This is a genomic window from Hymenobacter saemangeumensis, from assembly GCF_039541835.1.
GTDB lineage: Bacteria > Bacteroidota > Bacteroidia > Cytophagales > Hymenobacteraceae > Hymenobacter > Hymenobacter saemangeumensis.
The window spans coordinates 16726-38248 of sequence record NZ_BAABGZ010000020.1; the positions used below are offsets into that span (position 1 = coordinate 16726).

At 65.1% G+C, this 21523-nt stretch carries 15 protein-coding genes and 1 riboswitch; of the genes, 7 read left to right on the forward strand and 8 right to left on the reverse strand.

Features of this window, described 5'->3' with window-relative positions:
- Nucleotides 1-50: 50 nt before the first annotated feature.
- Complete coding sequence (locus ABD919_RS10085) at nt 51-1064, reverse strand: cation diffusion facilitator family transporter (RefSeq protein WP_345235877.1); 1014 nt, start codon at nt 1062-1064, stop codon at nt 51-53.
- 192 nt (nt 1065-1256) lie between these two features.
- Between ABD919_RS10085 and ABD919_RS10090 the strand changes: the two genes are divergently transcribed.
- Both ABD919_RS10090 and ABD919_RS10095 read left to right on the forward strand, forming a co-directional pair.
- Nucleotides 1257-2603 (forward strand): Nramp family divalent metal transporter, encoded by a 1347-nt coding sequence (locus ABD919_RS10090; RefSeq protein WP_345235994.1) that lies wholly within the window; start codon nt 1257-1259, stop codon nt 2601-2603.
- Nucleotides 2604-2765: 162 nt separating this feature from the next.
- Nucleotides 2766-5225 (forward strand): TonB-dependent receptor, encoded by a 2460-nt coding sequence (locus ABD919_RS10095; RefSeq protein WP_345235878.1) that lies wholly within the window; start codon nt 2766-2768, stop codon nt 5223-5225.
- A gap of 303 nt (nt 5226-5528) precedes the next feature.
- On the opposite strand, the gene ABD919_RS10100 is transcribed toward ABD919_RS10095, so the two are convergent.
- The 6 genes from ABD919_RS10100 to ABD919_RS10125 all read right to left on the reverse strand — a co-directional run bounded on the left by ABD919_RS10100 (nt 5529) and on the right by ABD919_RS10125 (nt 14560).
- The gene (locus ABD919_RS10100) at nt 5529-10319 is read right to left on the reverse strand and encodes a T9SS type A sorting domain-containing protein (protein WP_345235879.1); all 4791 of its coding nucleotides are present in this window, start codon (nt 10317-10319) and stop codon (nt 5529-5531) included.
- A gap of 127 nt (nt 10320-10446) precedes the next feature.
- Nucleotides 10447-11787: a sensor histidine kinase gene (locus tag ABD919_RS10105; protein ID WP_345235880.1), complete on the reverse strand. Its 1341-nt coding sequence runs from the start codon at nt 11785-11787 to the stop codon at nt 10447-10449.
- Nucleotides 11788-12059: 272 nt separating this feature from the next.
- Complete coding sequence (locus ABD919_RS10110) at nt 12060-12734, reverse strand: response regulator transcription factor (RefSeq protein WP_345235881.1); 675 nt, start codon at nt 12732-12734, stop codon at nt 12060-12062.
- Nucleotides 12735-12748: 14 nt separating this feature from the next.
- On the reverse strand, nt 12749-13609 hold the full coding sequence (locus ABD919_RS10115; protein WP_345235882.1) for a hypothetical protein: 861 nt from the start codon (nt 13607-13609) through the stop codon (nt 12749-12751).
- A gap of 37 nt (nt 13610-13646) precedes the next feature.
- The gene (locus tag ABD919_RS10120; RefSeq protein WP_345235883.1) at nt 13647-14051 is read right to left on the reverse strand and encodes a hypothetical protein; all 405 of its coding nucleotides are present in this window, start codon (nt 14049-14051) and stop codon (nt 13647-13649) included.
- Nucleotides 14052-14200: 149 nt separating this feature from the next.
- The gene (locus tag ABD919_RS10125; protein WP_345235884.1) at nt 14201-14560 is read right to left on the reverse strand and encodes a hypothetical protein; all 360 of its coding nucleotides are present in this window, start codon (nt 14558-14560) and stop codon (nt 14201-14203) included.
- 256 nt (nt 14561-14816) lie between these two features.
- Here ABD919_RS10125 and ABD919_RS10130 point away from each other — a divergent pair, with 256 nt between their 5' ends.
- From ABD919_RS10130 to ABD919_RS10140, 3 genes are all read left to right on the forward strand, one after another.
- On the forward strand, nt 14817-15671 hold the full coding sequence (locus tag ABD919_RS10130; protein WP_345235885.1) for a transporter: 855 nt from the start codon (nt 14817-14819) through the stop codon (nt 15669-15671).
- 78 nt (nt 15672-15749) lie between these two features.
- Nucleotides 15750-15973, forward strand: a riboswitch (cobalamin riboswitch).
- 289 nt (nt 15974-16262) lie between these two features.
- Complete coding sequence (locus ABD919_RS10135; RefSeq protein ID WP_345235886.1) at nt 16263-18338, forward strand: TonB-dependent receptor; 2076 nt, start codon at nt 16263-16265, stop codon at nt 18336-18338.
- Nucleotides 18339-18403: 65 nt separating this feature from the next.
- Entirely contained in the window at nt 18404-19495 is a 1092-nt protein-coding gene (locus ABD919_RS10140) for a DUF5074 domain-containing protein (protein WP_345235887.1), read from the forward strand.
- Nucleotides 19496-19583: 88 nt separating this feature from the next.
- On the opposite strand, the gene ABD919_RS10145 is transcribed toward ABD919_RS10140, so the two are convergent.
- Nucleotides 19584-19880, reverse strand: coding sequence for a hypothetical protein (locus ABD919_RS10145; RefSeq protein ID WP_345235888.1), 297 nt, complete (start codon nt 19878-19880; stop codon nt 19584-19586).
- Between the two features lie 300 nt (nt 19881-20180).
- Here ABD919_RS10145 and ABD919_RS10150 point away from each other — a divergent pair, with 300 nt between their 5' ends.
- Both ABD919_RS10150 and ABD919_RS10155 read left to right on the forward strand, forming a co-directional pair.
- Nucleotides 20181-20789 carry a thioredoxin family protein gene (locus tag ABD919_RS10150; RefSeq protein ID WP_345235889.1) on the forward strand — a complete coding sequence of 203 codons (609 nt, stop codon included), beginning with the start codon at nt 20181-20183 and terminating at the stop codon, nt 20787-20789.
- A 402-nt stretch (nt 20790-21191) separates the two neighbouring features.
- Nucleotides 21192-21512, forward strand: a complete 321-nt coding sequence (locus tag ABD919_RS10155; RefSeq protein WP_345235890.1) for a hypothetical protein — start codon at nt 21192-21194, stop codon at nt 21510-21512.
- Nucleotides 21513-21523 lie beyond the last annotated feature (11 nt).

Consider the following 21523-nt stretch of genomic DNA (forward strand, 5'->3'; position numbering starts at 1 on the left):
CCGCCTCACCCTCTGCCACGAAAAAGGGCCGCGCACTGCGCGGCCTTTTTTTATGGCTTATCGGCTACCGTTGCGGGCGGCTTGAGGGTGTGGCGCTCGTTGCGAACGGCATTGCCCAGGTTCCATTCCACGGCATGCTGAAAGGGATGCTGCCGCACCGGGCAGTCGGGCATGCGGCACAGCGAGCAGGCCTTGAAGGTGCAGGGGTCGGCGTGCACAAACATCTCGACGTCGACGGCAAAGTGGGTACGAATCAGCTCTTCGATGTCGTGCAGCTCGGTGTGAATCTGCTCCAGGCTGAAGTAGTAGGGCATCTGCATGTGGCAGTCGATGTGCAGGTTGGCGCCGTAGCGCTGCACGCGCAGGTTGTGCACGTCAATCCACGAAGGGCGCCGCCGGGCCTGCAGCTCGGCAATTACCTGGCTCACAATGGCCGAGTCGGCCTCGTCCATGAGGCCCGACACCGAGTGGCGCAGCATGCGGTAGCCATTCACCAGAATGAAGATGCCCAGCAGCAGCGCTGCCGCGCCGTCGAACTGCACAATGCCGGTGGCCGCCACCAGCACCAGTGCCGCGCTCGAGCCCAGGGAGCTGAGGGCATCGAGGTAGAGGTGCTGCCCGTCGCCCACCAGCGCCACCGACTGCAGGCGCTTGCCGGCCCGGGTAAGTACCAATCCCACTGCCAGATTGATAAGCGCAGTGAAAGACAGCAGGGCCACGCCCCAGTCGGGCTGAGCCACCGCATGGGGGTGAATGAGGCTGAGCGTGGCGCTGTAGAATATGAACAGGCCGGCGATTACAATCAGGGCGCCCTCGAAGCCAATGGAGAGGTACTCTACCTTGCCGTGGCCGTAGGGGTGGTTTTCGTCTTTGGGCAGGCCGGCCAGGTAGAGGCTGTACAAAGCAAAGCCGCTGGTAAACACATTGATAATGCTTTCCAGCGCGTCCGTCAGCACCGCCTGGGAGTGCGTGAGGTGGTAGGCATAAAACTTAACGGCAACCAGCCCGGCACTCACCACGAGGGAAAGCAGGCCCAGGCGGCGCTTGGTTTGGGTAGGCGTCATGGGGAGAGTTAAAGCGGCAGCAAAGGTCGGCTATTTCAGATAATGCAGAATGAGTGCAACCTTTTCTGAAAAAAACAGTATTTAAGGCGGTTTAAAAATATTTTTAGGTTAGTCTAAAAATTGCGAACTTTGCCGCAGACTTACAACGCCAACGTGCTTCCTTCCAATAAATCAATTCCTGCAACCAAGGCAGTGGCTACCCCGGGGGCAGAGCCGGGTTGGCGCCACGCCCGCCGCAGCAACTCGCTGAGCGAGGTGTACGCCAGCATTCGGGTGCCGGATGCCAGCGCCTCCTTCTGGCGCAAGCTCATGGCCTTCTGGGGGCCCGGCCTGATGGTGGCCGTCGGCTACATGGACCCGGGCAACTGGGCCACCGATATCCAGGGCGGGGCCAAGTTTGGCTACACCCTGCTGTCGGTGATACTGATTTCCAACCTGTTTGCCATGCTGCTGCAGCACCTGGCCGCCAAGCTGGGCATCGTGACCGGGCGCGACCTGGCCCAGGCCTGCCGCGACCATTACTCCAAGCCGGTGGCCATGGTGCTGTGGGTGCTGTGCGAGGTGGCCATTGCCGCCTGCGACCTGGCCGAAGTCATCGGCTCGGCCATTGCCCTGAACCTGCTGTTTGGGCTGCCGCTGGCCTGGGGCGTGGTGCTCACCATTCTCGACGTGCTGGTGGTGCTGCTGTTTCAAAGCCGGGGCTTTCGGGTAATTGAGAGCATCGTGGCCGGGCTCATCGTATTGATTTTTGGCTGCTTCGTGTACGAAATCATTGTTTCCAACCCCGACTATTTCGCCATTCTGCAGGGCCTGGTGCCCCAGCCCCGGGTGGTGACCAACCCGCAGATGCTCTATGTCGCCATTGGCATCCTGGGCGCTACCGTGATGCCGCACAACCTCTACCTGCACTCCAGCATCGTGCAGACCCGGCAGATTGAGCAGACCGAGCCCGGCAAGCGCATGGCCATCAAGTTTGCCACCATCGATTCCACGGTGGCGCTGTTTCTGGCTTTTTTCGTGAATGCCGCCATTCTGATTCTGGCCGCGGCCGCCTTCAACCGGCGGGGCATGTTTCAGGTGGAGGAAATTCAGGATGCCTACAAGCTGCTGGCCCCGGTGCTGGGCGCCGGCGCGGCCAGCACCGTGTTTGCCGTGGCGCTGCTGGCCTCGGGCCAGAACTCGACCCTGACCGGCACCCTGGCCGGGCAGATTGTGATGGAAGGCTTCCTGGACCTCAAGCTCAAGCCCTGGATGCGGCGGCTTATCACCCGCTCCATTGCCGTGGTGCCGGCCCTGGTGGTGACGCTGGTGTACGGCGATGCCGCCACCACCGACCTGCTGGTGCTCAGCCAGGTGATTTTGTCGCTGCAGCTCAGCTTCGCGGTGGTGCCGCTGGTGCTCTTTACCAGCAGCCGCGCCAAGATGGGCGTGTTTGTCAACAGCCCGCTGGTTCGAACCGTGGCCTGGGTAGTGTCGGCCATCATCATTGTGCTCAACGCCTTTCTGCTGTGGCAGATGGCAGTAGAATGGCTGAAGTAGTGCCTGGGTATCGGTGCTTAATGCCTGGTGCTTAGTGCTTAGGAATTGGTTTAATGGTCTTGCTCGATTTTCAATGGAAATGACCCCAAAAAGCCAGTAAAAAGTCCTGATGTCAAACCCCGCTTATCTATTAAAAACAACCTTTTATCCGCGCTATTTGCTATGAAACAAGCTCTGCTCCTTTTGCTCCTGCTATTTCCCCAGTGGCTATGGGCCCAGACGGCCACGCTCACCGGTACCGTGCGCGATACCAAACAAGGCGTGCCGTTTGCCAGCGTGGCGGTGCCGGGCACCACCCTCGGCACCACGGCCGATGCCAATGGCCGCTTTACCCTGGCCGAGGTACCGGCCGGCACGGTGCAGCTGCAGGTGAGTGCCGTGGGCTACACCACCGTAAGCCGCGCGGAAACCCTGCAGGACGGGCAGCGCAAGGAGCTGGACATCACCCTCACGGCCACCGCGGCCGAGCTGACGGAGGTAGTGGTGACGGGGGTGTCGCGGGCTACCGAAATCCGGCGCAGCCCCGTACCCATTGCGGCCCTGGGCCGGCGCGAAATCAGCCTCAACGCCAACACCAACGTGATTGACGCCGCTGTGCGCGGCATTCCGGGGCTGACGGCCGTCACCACCGGGCCCAACGTGTCGAAGCCCTTTATCCGGGGGCTGGGCTACAACCGGGTGCTGACCATGTACAATGGCCTGCGCCAGGAAGGCCAGCAGTGGGGCGACGAGCACGGCGTGGAAGTCGACGGCTACGACATTGAGCGGGTGGAAGTGGTGAAGGGCCCGGCCAGCCTGCTCTACGGCTCCGATGCCGTGGCCGGCGTGGTGAACCTGCTGCCCGGCCTGCCCAGCGGCCCCCAGGGCCGCCTGAAAGGCGAGGTGCTGAGCGAGTACCAGTCGAACAACGGCCTGATTGGTAATTCTCTGGGCCTGAACTACCAGAAGAACGGCTTCCAGACCAGTCTGCGCGGCAGCCACCGCCTGGCCCACGACTACCGCAACCGCGTGGACGGCCTGGTGTACAACACCGGCTTCCGGGAGCAGACGCTGACCGGCATGGCCGGGGTAAGCAAGGCCTGGGGCAGCTCGCACTGGTACCTGACCCTGTACGACAACCAGCAGGAGATACCCGACGGCAGCCGCGACTCCCTGAGCCGGCGCTTCACCCGGCAGGTGGCCGAAGGCGATGCCGACGATATAAAGAACCGGCCGCTGGTATCGGAGAAAGAGCTGCAGTCCTATGCCATCGGGCCTTTGCACCAGCGCATCCGGCACTACCGCGTGTTTACCCGGAGCCAGTTCCGGCTGGGGGCCGGCGAGTTGCACCTGCTGCTGGGCGCCCAGCAAAACAACCGGGAAGAGTACAACCACCCCACCGCGCCCGAGCAGCCCGGCCTGGCCCTGCGCCTGAACACCTACACCTACGACCTGCGCTACCACCTGCCCGCCTGGCAGGGCTTTGAGGCCACGCTGGGCAGCAACGGCATGGGCCAGCAGAACCGCCACCGCAACGCCACCGACTTCCCCATTCCCAACTACGACCTGCTCGACGCCGGCGGCTTCCTGCTGCTGAAAAAGCCCCTGGGCAAGCTGGAGCTGAGCGGCGGCCTGCGCTACGACAGCCGCTGGGTAAGCTGGCAGGACTTTTACGTGGCGCCCAACGCTGCCACCGGGTTCGATGGTGCGGCCACGGCCACCACGCCCGAAGCCAATCTGCAGTTTCCGGCGTTCCGGCGGCGCTACCAGGGCGTGTCGGCCAGCCTGGGCGGCAGCTATGCCGCCTCCAGTCAGCTCACGCTGCGCGCCAACCTGGCCCGGGGCTACCGGGCGCCCAACATCCCGGAAATCGGCTCCAACGGCCTCGACCCCGGGGCCCACATCGTGTACCTGGGCAACCGCGACTTTCAGCCCGAGTTCAGCTGGCAGCAGGACCTGGGTGTGCTCTGGCACCAGCCCACGCTCGACGTGCAGGTGGAGGTGTTTCACAACTACCTGCAGAACTTCATCTACCAGGCCCGCCTGCTGGATGAGGCCGGGCAGCCGGTCGTTATCGTGCCGGGCAACACTACCTACCAGTTCCAGCAGTCAGCTGCCCGGCTCTACGGGCTGGAAGCCAGCCTGAACTGGCGCCCGGCCGCCCTGCCCTGGCTGGCGTTCAACAACAGCCTGAGCTTTGTAAATGGCCTGAACGAGGATGCCCGGCTGCTGGAGCAGCAGGGCCGCGACGCCCGCTACCTGCCCCTGATTCCTCCTTTGCGCACTCGTTCCGAGCTGCGCGCCACGCTGCCGGCCCGCGCCAGCCGCCTAAGCGGCACCTACCTGCGCGCCACCCTCGACGGCAGCGCCCGCCAAACCCGCTACTACGCCCTCGATAACACCGAAACCGCCACGCCCGGCTACGCCCTGCTGGGCCTGGGCGCCGGCACCACCTGGACCAGCGCCACCGGCCAGCCCCTGCTGCAGCTGTTTGTGCAGGTCGATAACGTGCTCGACACCGCCTACCAGGCCCACCTCAACCGGCTGAAGTACTTCGAGTACTATGCGGGCTCACCCAACGGCCGCAGCGGCATCTACAACCCCGGCCGCAACGTGAGCGTGAAAGTGGTGGTGCCGTTTTAAGCGCTGACGTGACGCAGGCGGGTGTGATGGCGCGGGGTCGTACCCGAAGGGCACTGCCCCGTGTCTACTAATTGCCGGCCTCTGGCCGACGGTTGTTGAACCGAAGGTCAGCGCAGCTAACGATTCCAGGACAATTTGTTCTGCCGTTGCAGGCCAGAGGCCTGCGAATAAAGAGACACGGGGCAAAGCCCTTCGGGTACGACCCCGCGCCATCATCACCGCCTGCGTAATTTCCAAATCACGATTAAGAAAAAAGCCCGTGCATCAGGTAGATGCACGGGCTTTTTGTGTCCTCAAGGATGCTTATTCCCGAGTAAAGCGGCGGGATACCGTGCCGGCTTCGGTGGTGGCGCGCAGGATGTAGACGCCGGTGGGCAGCTGGCGCAGGTTCAGCTCCTGAGAAGTGGCCGCGGCCGGAATGTTGGCCTGGAATACTTCCTGGCCCAGGGCGTTGAACACCGTCAGGTGGGCCGGGAGGCGGTGGCTGCCCACGGCCACGGTGAGGCGGCCGTCGGTGGTGGGGTTGGGGTAGAGGCCCAGGGTGAAGGCCGGCTGCCCCGCGGCCGTGCTGGTAACGACCACCATTACTGCCGGCGAGGGCAGGGACGAGCAGCCGGACGCTGAGGTGGCTACTACCGTGTAGCTGCCATTCTGCGTGGGCACGAAGCTCGCGCCGCTGGTGGCGGGAATGGCGGCGCCGTTCAGGAAGAACTGATACGTGGCCGTGGCCGGGCCGCTGGCCGTGAGCGTGCCGTTCAGGTAGCTCAGGCTGGGCTGGGCCGGCAGGGACTCTACCGTGAGCGTGGCCGACGAGGAAGCCGCTGCGCAGCCGCCCGCAGCCCCTACGGTGTTGGTCACGGTGTAGGTGCCGGGCTGGCTCTGGCTCAGGTCAATTTCCCCAGTGGAGGCGTTCAGGCTCAGGCCGCTGGGGCTGGCCGTAAACATGCCGGCCGTGCTGCCCGGCGCAAGCTGCAGCTGGGCGGTGCCGCTGGCGCAGAAGCTGCTGCTGGTATAGGCAAAGCCGGCCTGGGCGGGCGCCGTAATGGTTACCGTCGCCGTGCCGCTGCTGGGGCAGGGGCCGCCCACGCTGTACGTCACGGTGTAGGTGCCGGGCTGGCTGCTACCGGGGGTGATGGTGCCGGTGCCCGTATCCAGGCTCAGGCCGGCCGGGGTGGCGCTAAACGTGCCGCCGCCGGTGCCCGTCACGCTGGGCGTGCTGGGCAGGCCGCTGCGGCAGAGAGTGGTTGCGGGATAGGTAAAGGTGGCCGTGGTAGCCGGGTTCACGGTAACAGTAGTGGCGGCGGAAGTAGCGGCGCAGCCTGCTGCATTGGTCACCGTCACGGCGTAGCTGCCGGCGGCGGTGGCCGTGTAGCTGGCCGCCGTGGCCCCGCTGATGGGCTGGCCGTTGAGCAGGAACTGGTAGCTGCTGCCCGCGCCGCCGGTGGCCGTCAGCACCACCGAGCTGCCCTGGCAGAAGGTAGTGGGGCCGCTGGCCGTCAGGGCCGCGGCCGGAGCCGCGTTGATGGTCACGCTGGCCGTGGCCGACACGGCCGCGCAGGCACCGGAAGCCGCAATGGTGTTGGTTACGGTGTAGGTGCCCGGCTGGCTTTGGCTGAGGTCGATGGCGCCGCTGCTGGCGTTCAGGCTCAGGCCGGCGGGCGTGGCCGTGAAGGTGCCCGCGCTGCCGCCGCCGCTGAAGCTGGGGGCGGGCAGGGCGCTGGAGCCGGCGCAGTAGCCACTGGCGCTATAAGCGAAGGTGGCCACGGGAGCCGAGGTCAGCGTTACGGTGAGGGTGCTGCTGGCCGGGCAGGCACCTGCCACGCTGTACGTTACGGCGTAGCTGCCGGCGCTGCTGGCGCTCAGGTTGATGGTGCCGGTGCTGGCGCTGATGCTCAGGCCGGCCGGTGCCGTGAAGGTGCCGCCCTGGGCGCCGCTGATAGTGGGCGTGGGGTTGCTGCCGCTTAGGCAGAAGGTAGAGCCGCTGTAAGCAAAGGCTGCGCTCGGGGCTGCCGTGATGCTCACTGTGGCTGTGCCGCTGCCGGGGCAGGGGCTACCGGCTGTGTAGGTGACGGTGTAGGTGCCGGGGGTGCTGGCGGCCAGGTTAATGGCGCCGGTGCTGGCGTTCAGGCTCAGGCCCGTAGTCGATGCAAAAGTGCCGCCCGCTACCGATACCGTGGGCACCGGGGTAGTGCCCGCATTCTGGCAGAAGCTGGCCGCGCCGTAGCTTACCGTGGGCGTCGCAATGGGGTTCACCGTGACGCTGGTAGCCGGCGAGGTAGCCGAGCAGCTGCCGGGGTTGGTAATCACCACGCTGTAGGAACCGCTGGCCGTGGCCGTGTAGCTGCCGGCCGTAGCGCCGCTGATGGGCTGGCCGTTGAGCAGGAACTGGTAGCTGCTGCCTGTGCCGCCGCCGTTGGCCGTCAGTACCACGCTGCCGCCCTGGCAGAAGGTGGTGGGGCCGCTGCTGGCCAGCGTTGCCACCGGCACCGGGCTGATGCTAACCTGTGTAGTGGCCGAAGCAGCGGGGCAGCCGCCGGCTGCCGCTATGCTATTGGTTACGGTGTAGGTGCCGGGCTGGCTCTGGCTCAGGTTGATAACGCCGGTGCCGGCGTTCAGGCTCAGGCCGGCCGGGCTGGCGGTAAAGGTGCCGGCCGTAGCGCCATTGCCCAGTACCGGGGCGGGGTTGCTGCCACCGGTGCAGTAGATGGGCGCCGCGTAGCTGAATGTCGCCACGGCCGGGGCCGTCACCGTTACCGTCACGCTGCTGCTGCTGGGGCAGGGCCCGCCCACGCTGTAAGTCACGGTGTAGGTGCCGGGCAGGCTGTTGGCCAGGTTGATGGCGCCGGTGCTGCCGTTGCCGCTCAGGCCCATGGGCGAGGAGGTGAAAGCCCCGCCCGGCGTGCCCGTGATGGTGGGTGTGGGGGTAGTGCCACTGTTCTGGCAGTAGGAGCTGCTGCCGTAGGAGAAGGCGGCCGTGGTCTGTGGGTTTACCGTCACGGCTACCGCGCTCGACGTAGCCACGCAGCCGCCGGTGCTGGTGATACGCACGCTGTAAGCACCACTGGCGGTGGCCGTGTAGGTGCTGTTGGTTGCTCCGTTGATAGTCTGCCCATTGAGCAGGAATTGATACGCGGCGCCGGCGGCGCCACCCGTGGCGCTCAGCAGCACCGAGCCGCCCTGGCAAAACGCGGTGGGCCCATTGGCCGTGAGAGCAGCCGCCGGGGCGGCTTCCACCGTTACCGGCCGGGTGCTGGAGCTGGGGCAGGGCCCGCCCACGCTGTAGGTGACGGTGTAGGCTCCGGCCGTGCTGGCGGCCAGGTTAATGGCGCCGGTGCTGGCGCTGATGCTCAGGCCGACCGGGCTGGCGGTAAAGGTGCCGCCCATGGTGCCCGTGATGGTGGGCGTGGGCGTGGCGCCGCTGTTCTGGCAGTACAGTGCCGCGGGGTAGGAGAAGGTCGCCGTGGTCTGCGGATTCACTGTCACGGAAATGGCATTCGACGTAGCCGTGCAGCCGCCGGGGTTGGTGACCACCGCCGTGTAGGAGCCGCTGGCAGTAGCCGTGTAGCTGCTGTTGTTGGCGCCGCCAATGGCCTGGCCGTTGTTGAAGAACTGGTAAGTCGCATTGCCCAGGCCGCCGGCTACCGTCAGTACCACGCTGCTGCCCTGGCAGAAGGTGGTGGGGCCGCCGGCGCTGAGCGTGGCCGTGGGCTGGGCATTGAGGGTAATCTGGGTGCTGGCCGAGGTGGCCGCGCAGCCGTTGGCAGCGGCAATGCTGTTGGTGACGGTATAGGTGCCGGGCGTGCTGGAAGCCAGGTTAATGGCCCCGGTGCTGCTGTTCAGGCTCAGGCCCGCAGGCGAGGCCGTGAACGTGCCGGCCGTGCTGCCCGAAGCCAGCACGGCATTGATGCTGCCGCTGCTGCCGGCGCAGTTGCTGCCGGCCGGGTAGGAGAAGCTAGCCTGCGGTGCCCGGATAATGGTAACGCTGGTGCTGGCCACCCCGGGGCAGCTGCCACCCGAGGTGTAGCCCACGGTGTAGGTGCCGGGGTTGCTGTTGGCCAGGTTGATGACGCCGGTGCTGGGGTTCAGGCTCAGGCCGGCGGGGGTGGCGCCGAAGCTGCCGCCGGTGGGCGAGTAAGTGGGTGCCGGGTTGGGGCTGCCGCTCTGGCAGTAGCTGGGCGAGGAATAGCTCAGGGTAACGGTGGGCACGGGAACCACCGTCACCGTCACGGTATTTGAAGTGGAAGTACAGGTCGCTGGGTTGTTTACCACCACGCGGTAGTCGCCGCTGGTGGTGGCGGCATAGGTGGGGCTGGTGGCGCCGGGAATCTGCACGCCGTCGCGCTCAAACTGGTAGGTATAGTTGTTGGCGCCGATGCCGCTGGTGGTGGCCGTGAGCAGCACGGAGCTGCCCTGGCACACCGTAGTGGAGCCGCTGGCGCTCAGCATTACTACGTTCTGCGGCTGCACCTGTATCTGGATAGACGAGGAGATGGCCGAGCAGCCCGCCGCATCGGTCACCCGTACCGAGTAGCTGCCGCTGTTGGTGATGGTAGCCGTGTAGGTCTGGCTGGTAGCGCCGGCAATGTTGATGCCGTTGCGCAGAAACTGGTAGGTGTAGTTGCCGCTGGGCCCGGCCACCAGAAAGATGGTGCCCTGCTGGCAGAAGCGCGTGGGCCCCTGCGAGTTGATGGTAGCCGTGGGCGGCTGGTTTACCGTGACCGTGGCCACGGTGGAAGCCACCTGGGGGTTGGCGCCGTTCTGCACCACGGCCCGGTAGCGGGTGGTGAGGGTAAGGTTGGAGAAGGTATACGTCGGGCTGCCGCCGCTGCCGGCAATGTCGGTAAAGCCATTGCCGTTGTCGAACTGGTATTTGACGATGCTGCCGGTGTAGCCGCTCAGCGTGAGCGTGCCGGAGTTGAAGCCCGAGCACACGGTAGTGGCGGCCGGCGACAGCGTGCCGCCATCCGGGCCGGTGGTTTGGGCCCGGGCAGAGCTGCCCGCAAGCAGCATCAATAGCCCGGCCAGCAGGACGGGCTGGACCAGCCAGCGACGAAGCGCCCGGTGGCTGCAAATAAACGGTAGGAGTGAACTCATAAATAGCTTAGTAAGAGGGGGAAGTTGATACAGGCCCAAAGCGGCAAGCCCGGTGTACGCCAGGAAACAATACAAGGCTAAAAACCCAACATGAAATAAACATGAAGCAGCGGCCTGCTTCCCAAGCCTAGCCAGCGGCCCCCGCTGCTTTCGGGGCCGGAAACAGCAGCCGAAACGAGCTGCCCAGGCCCGGAATGGAGTTTACTTCCACGGCAATGCCGTGCAGGTCGGCAATGGTTTTCACCAGCGACAGGCCCAGGCCGTAGCTGTCGGCATCGGCGGCCTCGCCCCTGGCGAAGCGCGTGAACAGCGTAGCCAGCTGCTCGGGGGGCATGCCCAGGCCCGTGTCGCGCACTTCCAGCGCGTAGCCGCCATCGGAGCGGGCGCTGCCCAGCAGCCGCACCTCGCCGCCGGGGCGGTTGTACTTAATGGCATTGTTTACCAGGTTAAACAGCAGCGTAAACAGCAGCCCGCGGTTGCAGGGGCCAAACTGAAAGTCGGGGCTTACCTCCTGCGTCAGGCGCAGCTCGTAGGCCTGCAGCCGCTCCTGCATTTCCTCGCTCACCTCGGCCACGAGTCCGGCCAGGGCTACGCTGTCCTGGCGGGCAAACTGGTCGTTTTCAATCTTGGAAATCAGCAGCAGCGACTTGATGATGGCGCGCAGGCGGTGAATGGTGCGCTGCGACTCCACCACGCGCAGCTGGTTTTCCTCGCTCAGCGTGTCGTCGCCCAGCATGTTGTCGAGGCGGTACTGCAGCGTGGCCAGGGGCGTAAGCAGCTCGTGCGAAGCGTCGGCAATAAACTTGCGCTCCTTGTCGAACGAAGCCCGCAGCGTGGTCATCATCTCCTGCAGGCTGTCGTCGAGGTGGCGGAAGTCGTCGGTGCTGGTGGGAATGGGCTCGAAGTTGAACGCGGCCGGGTGGCGCACGTCCTTAAGCCGCTGCCGGATAATGCGGCCCAGCGGCGCCACCAGGTAGCGGAAGAAAGCCAGGTCGGCCAGCGTGGTCAGCCCCACGGCCAGCAGCAGAATGTACAGCGCGTAGCGCCGGAAGTTGCGCTCCGTCTCGCCGATGCTGCCCGTGCTGCGCCCGATTTCCAGCAGGTAGTGCCGCCCTTCGCGGTCGAAGGAGTAGCTCAGCACCCGGTACTCCACAATCTCGTCTTCCACGGCCCGCCGCGAGTCCTCAATCACATTGATGGTAGGCCCGGCCGGTATCTCTTCCAGGGAGATAAACTCTTCCTTGAGCAGGTTGTAGCTGCCGTACGACGACTGTCCCGCCTCGATGAAGGCCGAGATGCCGGTGCGCCGCAGCAGGCGCAGCACCTTTTCCTTTTTCTGCTGCAGCCGCTGGTCGGTGCTCAGCAAGGCCAGCCGGCTCATGGCACCGGGCAGAATGCCCAGCAGCAGCAGCACAATCACCATTCGCGACAGCGCATTGAACAGCGAAAACTTGGTGCTGAGCTTCATGAGGGTTAGTGCTTGGTGCGTCGTAATGCATAAGTAGGAATAACTAAGCACCAAGCACTAAGTACGCTGTTTAGAAACTTTCGCATGCCGGCCGTTTCACACCACCCCCGGCCCCCGCCGCTTGATGCGCTGAATCCTCCGGGAGAGGGGAGCCAGGAGACCATGCCAATAGAACGCACCCCTCCCCCAGAGGGGAGGGGCCGGGGGTGGGGTAAGGCCGATGGGAAGAATAGTAGAAAACTTGCTGAACAAGCACTATGCACCAAAAATACTCACACGTTAGCCCGGTAGCCCAGGCCGCGTACGGTTTCCAGCCAGTCGACGTCGGCCACCTGGCCCAGCTTCTTGCGCAGGTTTTTGATGTGGGCGTCGATGTAGTTGGAGTCGAAGCCCGTGTCGGGCAGGTTGCCCCAGATGTGCTCGGTCAGCTGCAGGCGCGTCATCACCCGGCGGCGGTGCAGCACCAGGTAGCTCAGCAGGTCAAATTCCTTCACCGACAGGCTTATTTCCCGCCCCTGGTGCAGGAGCTGCCGGTTTTGCAGGTCGAGCTGAAACGGCCCGCAGGCCACCAGGGGCTTGTTCAGGCCGAAGCGCCGCCGCGTGATGGCGTGCATGCGGGCCAGCAGCTCGGGCAGCGAAAACGGCTTGGCCAGGTAGTCGTCGGCGCCCACTTCCAGGCCCCGGATACGGTCGTCCACCGCCCCGCGGGCCGTCAGGATGATGACGGCCGCGTTCTGCTCGTTCTGCTTGGCCTCGGCCAGCACTTCCAGGCCGTCGCCGTCGGGCAGGCCCAGGTCCAGCAGCACAAAGTCGAAGGGCGTGTCGGCCAGCAGGGCGCGGGCTTCGCGCACCGTGCGGGCCACGGTGCAGGCAAAGCTGTGCTGGTGCAGGTACAGGCCCAGCTCGCGGGCCAGGGCCCGCTCATCTTCCACTATCAGAACAGTCATGCGGTGCGGGCAGGTTAGAGGGTGAGCGAGAGGCTGGCCGTAACAAACGAACGGGCCTCCGATACGTCGTCGGGCAGCAGGTTTACGGGCACATTGTACCGCCAGGCCACCTGCGCCGACCACGCCCCCAGGCTGTAGGTAAGCGGCACGCGCAGCTCGTAGCTGAGCACGGCAAAGCGGCTCAGCTCGGTTACGACGGTGGTTGTCCGGCCGGGGCCCCGCGGCGGGCGCACCGGCCCGTTGCCGCGCTGCTGCTGCTGCACCAGGCTGGTTTGGGCAAAGCGCTGCGTGCCGGCTGTTACGCTCACGCGGGGCTCCAGGGAGAGGTAGGCGCTGGGCTGCAGCACCCGCTCCCACTCAAAGTTGCGGGAGTTGTCGAGGATAAGGAAGAAGTCGCCGCTGTCGCCAAACACATAGGCCGCGTTCAGGCGTGAGTACACATAGCCCCAGTCCAAGCCCAGGTAGCCATCCAGGGAGTTGCGCACGCTGGACTTCACCAGCGGGCTGTTGTCGGCAAATACAAAGCGGGAGTAGCTCAGCGAAGCATCCACGCGCTTGCTCAGGTCGCCGTCCCAGCCCAGGGAAAGGTCGGTTTCGTCGATAAAGCTGGTTGTGTCGAACAGGTTGTAGCTCAGAGCCGAGCCCCAGAATCCACTGGCCGTTTTGTAGCTAAGCTCGGCTGCCGCGTACGGGTAGCGCCGGGCCTGGGTGCGGCCGAAAAAGGAAGAGTTGTTGCCCGCGCTCAGGCTGGCCGTGAAGCTGCCGCGCCGGGCGGGCGTCGCGGCGGTGTCGGGCGCGGCCGTCTGGGCCCGGGCCGACAGGCACAGGCCCAGCAGCAGCGCGCAACCCGGTAGCCAGCGGCTGGGTAACTGCAATCGAAAAAAGGGCGGGGCAGACAAGAGCGCAGCAGGTTTAGTTACCACGGCCGCGTCCTACTCCGGCGCCCCGGCCCGCGCCTGCCCCGCGGGCACCGCGCGCGCCATCCAGGCCATGCCCGCCATCCAGGCCGCGGGCACTGCGCAGGCCCCGGGCGCTGCGCTCGGGGCGGGCCCCACGGGCTGGCATGCTCTCGGCTGGTGTAGCGGGTTCGGTGGGCGCGGCGGCCGCCGGCTCGGCGGCGCCTTCCGCCGCTACCCGCTCGGGCTTGGCCTGGCGCCGGGCCTGGGGCACGGCTTTCACCGGCGGCTGGCCGGGCTGCTCCTGGGCCGGGGCCGACGCAGCAGCGGTGGCCGGTGCCTCCGAGGGGCGTGCCAGGCCCTGCGCCCCGGCCGCAACGACGGAGCCCAACAACAGGAACAATAGAAAGAGAATTCTCATAGCAGCGGCACCCGCCAGATACGGGTGCTGGTTGACGAAATTACCACTGAGTTGATTTGGTTCCCCGCACCAAAGCCCGGCCGGCCTGCCAAAGGGTAGCTTGGCGGGCCGGCCGGTAAACAGGCAGGCAGTGGGGATGCAGCCCGGGGCTAGTGGCCCCGGCCGTGGCCCTGACCGCGGCCGCCGCCGGAATGAGCGGCGCCGTTGGCATGGCCGTGGCCGGCACCGTGCTGGCCACGGGCGCTGCGCTCGTGGTGGCTGCCGGCGCCGTGGGTAGCCGGGCGGCCGTCGCGGGCGGCGGCGCTTACCGCGGCACCTTTCTCAGCGCCGGTGAGGGTGGTGGTCTTGGCCACCGTGCTTACCTGCTGGCCGTGGTTGCTGGGGGCCGTAGCGGCCTTGTCCTTCTTTTCCTTTTTGTCGGGCCGGGCAGTAGCGGGGGCATCCTGGGCGCTTGCTACGGCAACATAGGCGAGCTGCAGGCCCAGGGCCGCAATCAGAAGCTTTTTCATAAGAAATAGGGATGAAAAAAATGGGGTGAAATTGAATCTGACGCAAACCTAGCAGGGCAATATGATGCGAAGATGATAAGCGAAGCCGTGGGCCGGGCCCGGCGCTGGGGCTAAGCAAAATGCCTTGCCGCCACCCGCCCGTGTTAAAAAACCAGCACCGGCCGGCTCTGGAATCAAAGGGTGCTGAAGGCCGTTTTGGGCTGACTTGGCTCTGGTTAAGAAGCGGCATATTTCCCGACTGGCCCGTACAAGGGGCATGAAAACGCTACTCTGCCTCCTGCTTTGCCTGCCCGCTGCAGCCAGCGCCCAAACTGACCAGAAAACCTCTCCCTACGACTCGGCCCAGTTCAGCTGGCGCAAGCCCGTGCCGCGGCAGCAGCTGCGCGACCTCAAGCCCGACCGGCCCGGCGTAACCGAGAGCCCGTTTACCGTCGATGCCGGCCATGCCCAGCTGGAAGTAGATGCGTTCCGGCTGATAAACAGCGGCTCGGAGCAGGAAACCCGGGAGCGGGAGTTTCACGTGGCGTACTCCATGCTCAAGTTCGGCCTGAGCCGCAACACGGATTTTCACGTCGAGCTGCCCGTATACAGCAACCTCAAGCAGCGCCCGGCCACGGCCAGCGAGTGGCAGGACCGCAACGCCGGCTTTGGCGACCTGTCGCTGCGCCTCAAGCAGAACTTTATGGGGAACGACGGCGATAAGCCAGTGGCCCTGGCCGGCATTGCCTACGTGCGCCTGCCCACCGGCGGGGCCGCCGGGCGTGGGGGCGTGGAGTATGGCGCCCTGCTGCCCCTGAACGTGGAGCTTAGCAAGAAGTGGAACCTGGAAGCCCAGCTCGAAGCCGACCTGAACTACGACCGGGACGAAGCCCACCACTACTGGCGCTGGCAGCCCTCGCTGGCCTTCGACTACCAGATAACCAAAAAGCTGGGCCTGCTGGCTGAAGGCGTAGCCCGCTGGGAATCGCTGCAGCAGCAGTGGCAAACGGCGCTGAACCTGGCGCCTTTTCTCAAGCTCACCGACAACCTGCAGCTGGACGCCGGCACCCACCTGGCCCTGGACCGGCAGATTGACCACGAGTACTTTATCGGGGTTACGGTGAGACGGTAAGGGCTGGCTTGGGCGGCTGCGAGCATGCGCTGGCCACGAAAGCACACCCGAAAAGCACCAACCAGAAACCGGCAGGCCTTACCTTTGCCCCGTTATGGTGCCAACCCCCGATTGCGGGGAAGGCTGAAAAGGGAATCCGGTTTAAAGCCGGAGCTGTCCCCGCAACTGTACGCTTCACATCGGGGTGGGCCCCACACGCCACTGTTCCGGCCGGTTTTCAAGCTGAAAAACGGCCAGCGGAATGGGAAGGCGGCCCACCCGGCGAAGCAAGCCAGGAGACCTGCCACGACACTCACAGGTTCAGCAGCCGCGGAGGACGGTTGGAGAATGAAAGCAGCGGCTGCTTCCGGGCAGCCAGAGTTTCTACTGTTTTTCGGCCTCGGTCTGTAGCTGTGCTCCTTGAAAAAGGCCAGGCAGCAACAGATTTTGAATCGAATTTTCCTGACCGAAAATTTGGTTCTCATGCACGTTTTCCCTGTTTTAGAGCGCATCCCAAGTTGGTGTAGGTTTATTCTAGACCGGCTCCCCCTCTCCCTTTTGGAGAGGGGGCGGGGGGAGGGGCGGACGGTAGAACGATGCAGGTATACCGACTTGAGAGTTGCTGTAAAACCCCTGCTGGGGAAGTGCAGGCGCCCGCCGGGCCGGGCCGTGCTGGGCGGGCTGCTCCTTCTGCTTAATCCGCCCAGCGCAGTGCAGGCCTCCCCGGCCGCCCGGTTCTGGGAGCCCCTGGCCAACCGCCCGGCCTCGCCTGCCGATACCACGTACCGCCTGCGCCGCCCGCAGCGGCTGGCCGAAGTACGGGTGCGGGCCGTGCGCCCCGAGCAGTTTGCCGTAGGCACCCGCCGGCTGTCGCCCGACTCGCTGGTGCTCAGTCAGTACCGTGGCGGCACGGTAGCCGACGTGCTGCAGGCCCGCAGCACGCTCTACATCAAAAACTACGGGCCGGGCCAGCTCTCGTCCATTTCCGTGCGTGGCACCTCGGCCCGGCACACGGCCGTGCTCTGGCAGGGCTTCAACATCAACCTGCCTTCGCTGGGCGAGGCCGACTTTGCCCTGCTGCCCGCCGGGGCCAACACGGGCATTGCCGTGCAGCCCGGGCCCTCGGCCGCGCTGTATGGCAGCGGGGCCATGGGCGGCGTAGTCCTGCTGAGCACCGAGCCCGGCTGGCGCCCCGGCCTGCGGGGCAGCGTGCAGGCCGATGCCGGCAGCTTTGGCCTGCGCGGCGCCAGCCTCGAAACCCAGGCCGCCACGGCCCGCGTGAGCGTGCGGCTGGCGGCCAGCTGGCGCCAGGCCACCAACAACTACACCTACCTGCTGCAGGAGGTGGGCGGCCCCGTGCGCTACACCCTGCGCCACGCGGCCCTGCACCACCAGTGGAGCCTGAGCCCCCAGGTGGCCCTGCGCCTGGGCGAGCGCGGCGAGCTGACCGCCACCGCCTGGCTGACCGACACCTACCGCGACATTCAGGGCGGCGTGCGGGCCGTGGAGTCGCAGGCCAACGAGCGGGACCAGAGCCGCCGCCTGCTGCTGGGCTACCGCCATGCCACGCGGGCCGGCAGCCAGTGGACCGTGCGCGGGGCCTGGTTTGAAGACATTATCAACTACCGCAACCAGAGCCTGGTGAGCAACTCGCGGGTGCGCACCACCCAGGCCCAGGCCGAGCACACCAGTGCCCTGGGCCAGCGCGCCAGCCTGCGCCTGGGTGGCGAAGCCCAGCACTTTGCCGCCCTGGTCGACGGCTACGGCGGCCCGGTAACCGAAAACCGCGGCGCCGCCTTTGCCCTGCTCCGCTACGACCCCCGGCCCGCCCTGCACTTGTCGGCCAACCTGCGGCAGGCCCTGCTGCCGGCCGGGCTGGCACCACTCACGCCCACGCTGGGGCTGGAGTGGGACCTGTACTCGAAACGTGCGGCACCGGCCGGCGCCGACACGGTTCCCGGCCCGGCAGACGCTCTGCACCAGCTTACCCTGAAGGGCAGTGCGGCCCGCAGCTACCGCGCCCCCACCCTGAACGAGCGGTACTGGCGCCCCGGCGGCAACCCCGACCTGCGCCCCGAAAGCGGCCTGGGCGCAGAAGCCGGCCTGCGCCACCGCCTGCCCCTGGGAGCTGGCCTCGGCCTGGAAACTGAGCTCACGGGCTTTCACCAGCTTATCGACGACTGGGTGCAGTGGCTGCCCAGCGCCAGCACCGGCATCTGGAGCCCGCGCAACCTGCGGCAGGTGCGCAGCCAGGGCCTCGAAGCCAGCAGCCAGCTGCGCCTGCGGCGGGGCCGCTATGCCCTCACCGGGCGGGCCTCCTACAGCTTCACCCAAACCGTGAAAACCCGCGGCACGGCCGCCGACGACGACCCCGTGGGCCGGCAGCTGCCCTACGTGCCGCTGCATCAGGCCGCTTTTGGCCTCGACCAGCAGTGGCGTGGCTGGCTGCTGGGCACCACCTACACCCACACCGGCTACCGCTACACCGAAGCCTCGGCCACGGACTTTATCCCCTCCTTCGGGCTGCTGGGCGCTACGCTGGGCTACACCGTGCCTAGCCGCTCCCGGGCCGGCCTGACGCTGCTGCTGCAAGCCACCAACGTGCTAAACACCGCTTTCGACAGCTACCCCAGCCGGCCGGGCCCGCCCCGGGCCTTCGTGGCCAGCCTGCGGGTGGGCTGGCAATAAGCCCCATCAATGCCATTTAACAACACTTTTTAACCCTTACCCCAGGCTTAATCGGCCGAAAAACCATGAAAAAAAATCTGATGCTGCTGCTCCTGGCCGTTGCCGGCCTGACTGCCTGCGACCCCGACAAGAAAGACCCTGACCCAACCCCGATTCCGCCGACCAATAACGTGTTTGTGCTGAACGAAGGGCAGTTCCTGGCCGGCGATGGAGCCGTGAGCCACTTTAACCGGGAAACCAAGGCGCTTATATTAGATACTTATGGTGCAGCAAACAACGGCGCCGCCCTGGGTGATGTGGTGCAGAGCATGGGTGTAGCAGGAAACCGCGGCTACGTGGTGGTAAACAACAGCAACAAGATAGAAGTAGTAAACCTGCCCGATTTCAAGGCAGTAGCCACTATCCGCGGCCTGTCGCAGCCCCGCTATTTTGTTAGCACTTCCGCCAGCCGGGGCTACGTAACCGAATGGCAGGGCAGCTTTACCAACTACCTGCCCGGCCGCGTTACCTTGCTGGACCTGGGCTCCAATACCGTAGCCATGTCTGGCAGCGCTCCCCGGCAGGTAACCGTGGGCCGCAACCCCGAGCAGCCCGTGGCTGTGGGCGGCAACATCTACGTGCCCAACAGCCTCGACAATACGGTGTCGGTAATAAGCGACGCCCAGGGTGCTGTAACCAACACCATCACCGTGGCGGATGGCCCGCGCAGCATGGTTGAAGACAAGAATGGCAACATCTGGGTGCTGTGCTCAGGCTTCGTGACTTACCTGCAGGTGCCGCCTTACACGGCCACCCGGGTTTCGGCGGGCACACTTATCCGCTTTAGCCCCAACAGCCCAACCACCCAGTTCCGGCTGACTTTCCCAACCACGGCGGGCCCCAGCAACCTGCGCATCAACCCCGCCAAGGACCAGCTCTACTATAGCTTTGGCGGCGCCCAGTACCAGATGCCCATCACCGCTACTGCCCTGCCCACTACGCCCTTTATCCGGCGCAGCTTCTCGGGCTTCGGCATCGACCCGCGCGACAACACCATTTACGGCGGCATCTCCACCAGCTACAACACCAACGGCCGCTTTATCCGCTACCAGGCCAACGGCACGGCCATCGACTCCTTTGCGGTGAAGATTGGCCCGAACGGCTTCGTGTTTTACTAAGGCGCAGCCGGCCGGCATTCGGCTCCTGTAAAAAAGAAGGGGCCCGTTCGCAAGAATGGGCCCCTTCTTCATTACCAGCGAGCGAGGCTTAGTCGGCTATGCCGTCGTGGTTGCGGTCTTTGGCATCGCCGGCCGCTTTGTACAGGTCTTTGCCGGTGGGCCGGCCGGATTTGTCGCGGGTCAGGCCCGAAGTGGCCGAGTCGCCGTTGGCAATACCGTCGGAGTTGGTGTTGGTGCCGTCGGTGCCGTGCGTGGTGGGCCGCACTTTGTTATGGCCCTTTTCAACGTTGGTGTCGCCTTCGTGGGTGCCGGAGCTGCAGGCGCTCAGGGAGGCAGTAAGGGCGCAGGCTACGGCCAGGGGGCGGAGGAAGTGAGTCAGGTGCATGAAAGAAACAGGAAGTAGTGAAAGTGAGCAACAGCGCAAGGTAGAAAAATAACTTACCCTTACACAAACGCAACCACCGAGATGGGGTTGAGTTATGTTCTATAGTGCCTGGTGCCTGGTGCCTGGTGCCTGGTGCCTGGTGCTTGGTGCCTGGTGCTTGGTGCCTGGTTGTCGTATTGGCTGTTGCTTAAGAAGCCTACAACTTGTTAGGACCTGATAGGGTAGCTAAAAGCCACCAAGGGCCAAGCATCAGGCCTAACAACCAAAAACCAAGCACTAAGCACCAAGCGCTAAAAAACCATGTCTGATTCCCCTTTAGCTGCCGGCCTGCCCACGCCGGCTTATACCTATGCCGAGTTTCGGGCGCTGGTGGCCGGCCTGGCGGCCGAGCGCCGCACCAGCGGCCCCGACCAGCTGCCCGGCCTTATCCGCTTCACCCAGCAAAACGGTGAACACCTCGACCGCGCCTGCGCCGTTCCGCTGCTGCCGGCGCTGGTGGAGGCCATCCGCCACCTGCCCCGGGCCGAGCACTGGGTGGTGCTGGCCGAAGCCTGGTGCGGCGACACTGCCCACTCCCTGCCCATTCTCGCCCGCCTGGCCGAAGGCAGCGCCGGCCACGCCAAGCTGCACGTGCTGCTGCGCTCCGACCACCCCGTGGTAATGGCGGCTCACCAGACCAATGGCAAAAACATCATACCCAAGCTTATTCGGCTCGACGCCAGCACGCGGCAGGAACTGGGTAGCTGGGGCGGGCGCCCGGCCCCGGCCCAGGCCCTGAACCAGCAGTTGCACGCCGACCCGGCCATGCACACCAGCCAGATTGTGCGCGCCATGAACGACTGGTACGAGGCCGACCAGGGCCAGACCTTGCAGCAGGAGCTGCTGGCCCAGCTGCAGGGGGAAAGCTAATGCAGTTTCGCGGTGGGTGTAGCGCGGACGCTGCGAGTCCGCACGTATGAACGCTCATCCGCGCTGACTCGCAGCGTCCGCGCTACATATCCACTGACCTCAAACCCGCTCTAAGAAAAGTTAAAAATCACAATTAGCTTATTCTCGGCTGGCCTCCAGCTCTGAGGCGCTGATTTTGGACTATTGTGGAAGTGCTACGCTGGCCAAGCCTAGCGGGGCTGTTCGCAACAGGTGCATCTCAGGTATTTGCGCCAAGGTGAGCAAGCACCCCAAGCAGGCCAAATACAACGATGCAGCCGGTGCTGGCGCCCATTTGCCCGGTGGTCAGCATAAAAAATTTTCTTTCTCTCAGCACATAATCCAATTTTTAACTTATTTTCACGGCCCCCAACGCTTTCATCTATGCCCCAACCCCTGCGCCGTCGCCTTGAAAAGAAGATTGCCGCCTGGCCCTGGCGCCGTGCAGGCATTCTGGCGGGCATCAGTCTGGGGCTCTCCCTGCTGCTGGTGATTTATCTTTTTGGGGTAAGCAGCTACTTTTTCAGCCGACTTTTTTCTGCGTCTCTCGTATTGTTCTGGCTGCTGGCGTTGACGTCCTTCGCCATCGTACCGTTTATCACCTGGGCTACAGGGCATTGGTTTGGGCCACGCTGGCAAGCGGCGCCCCAGCCGGCGCCGCGTTCCCGGCGGCCGGCCCCCGGCCATTCGTCTGCGCGTTCCTAATGTTCCACCGC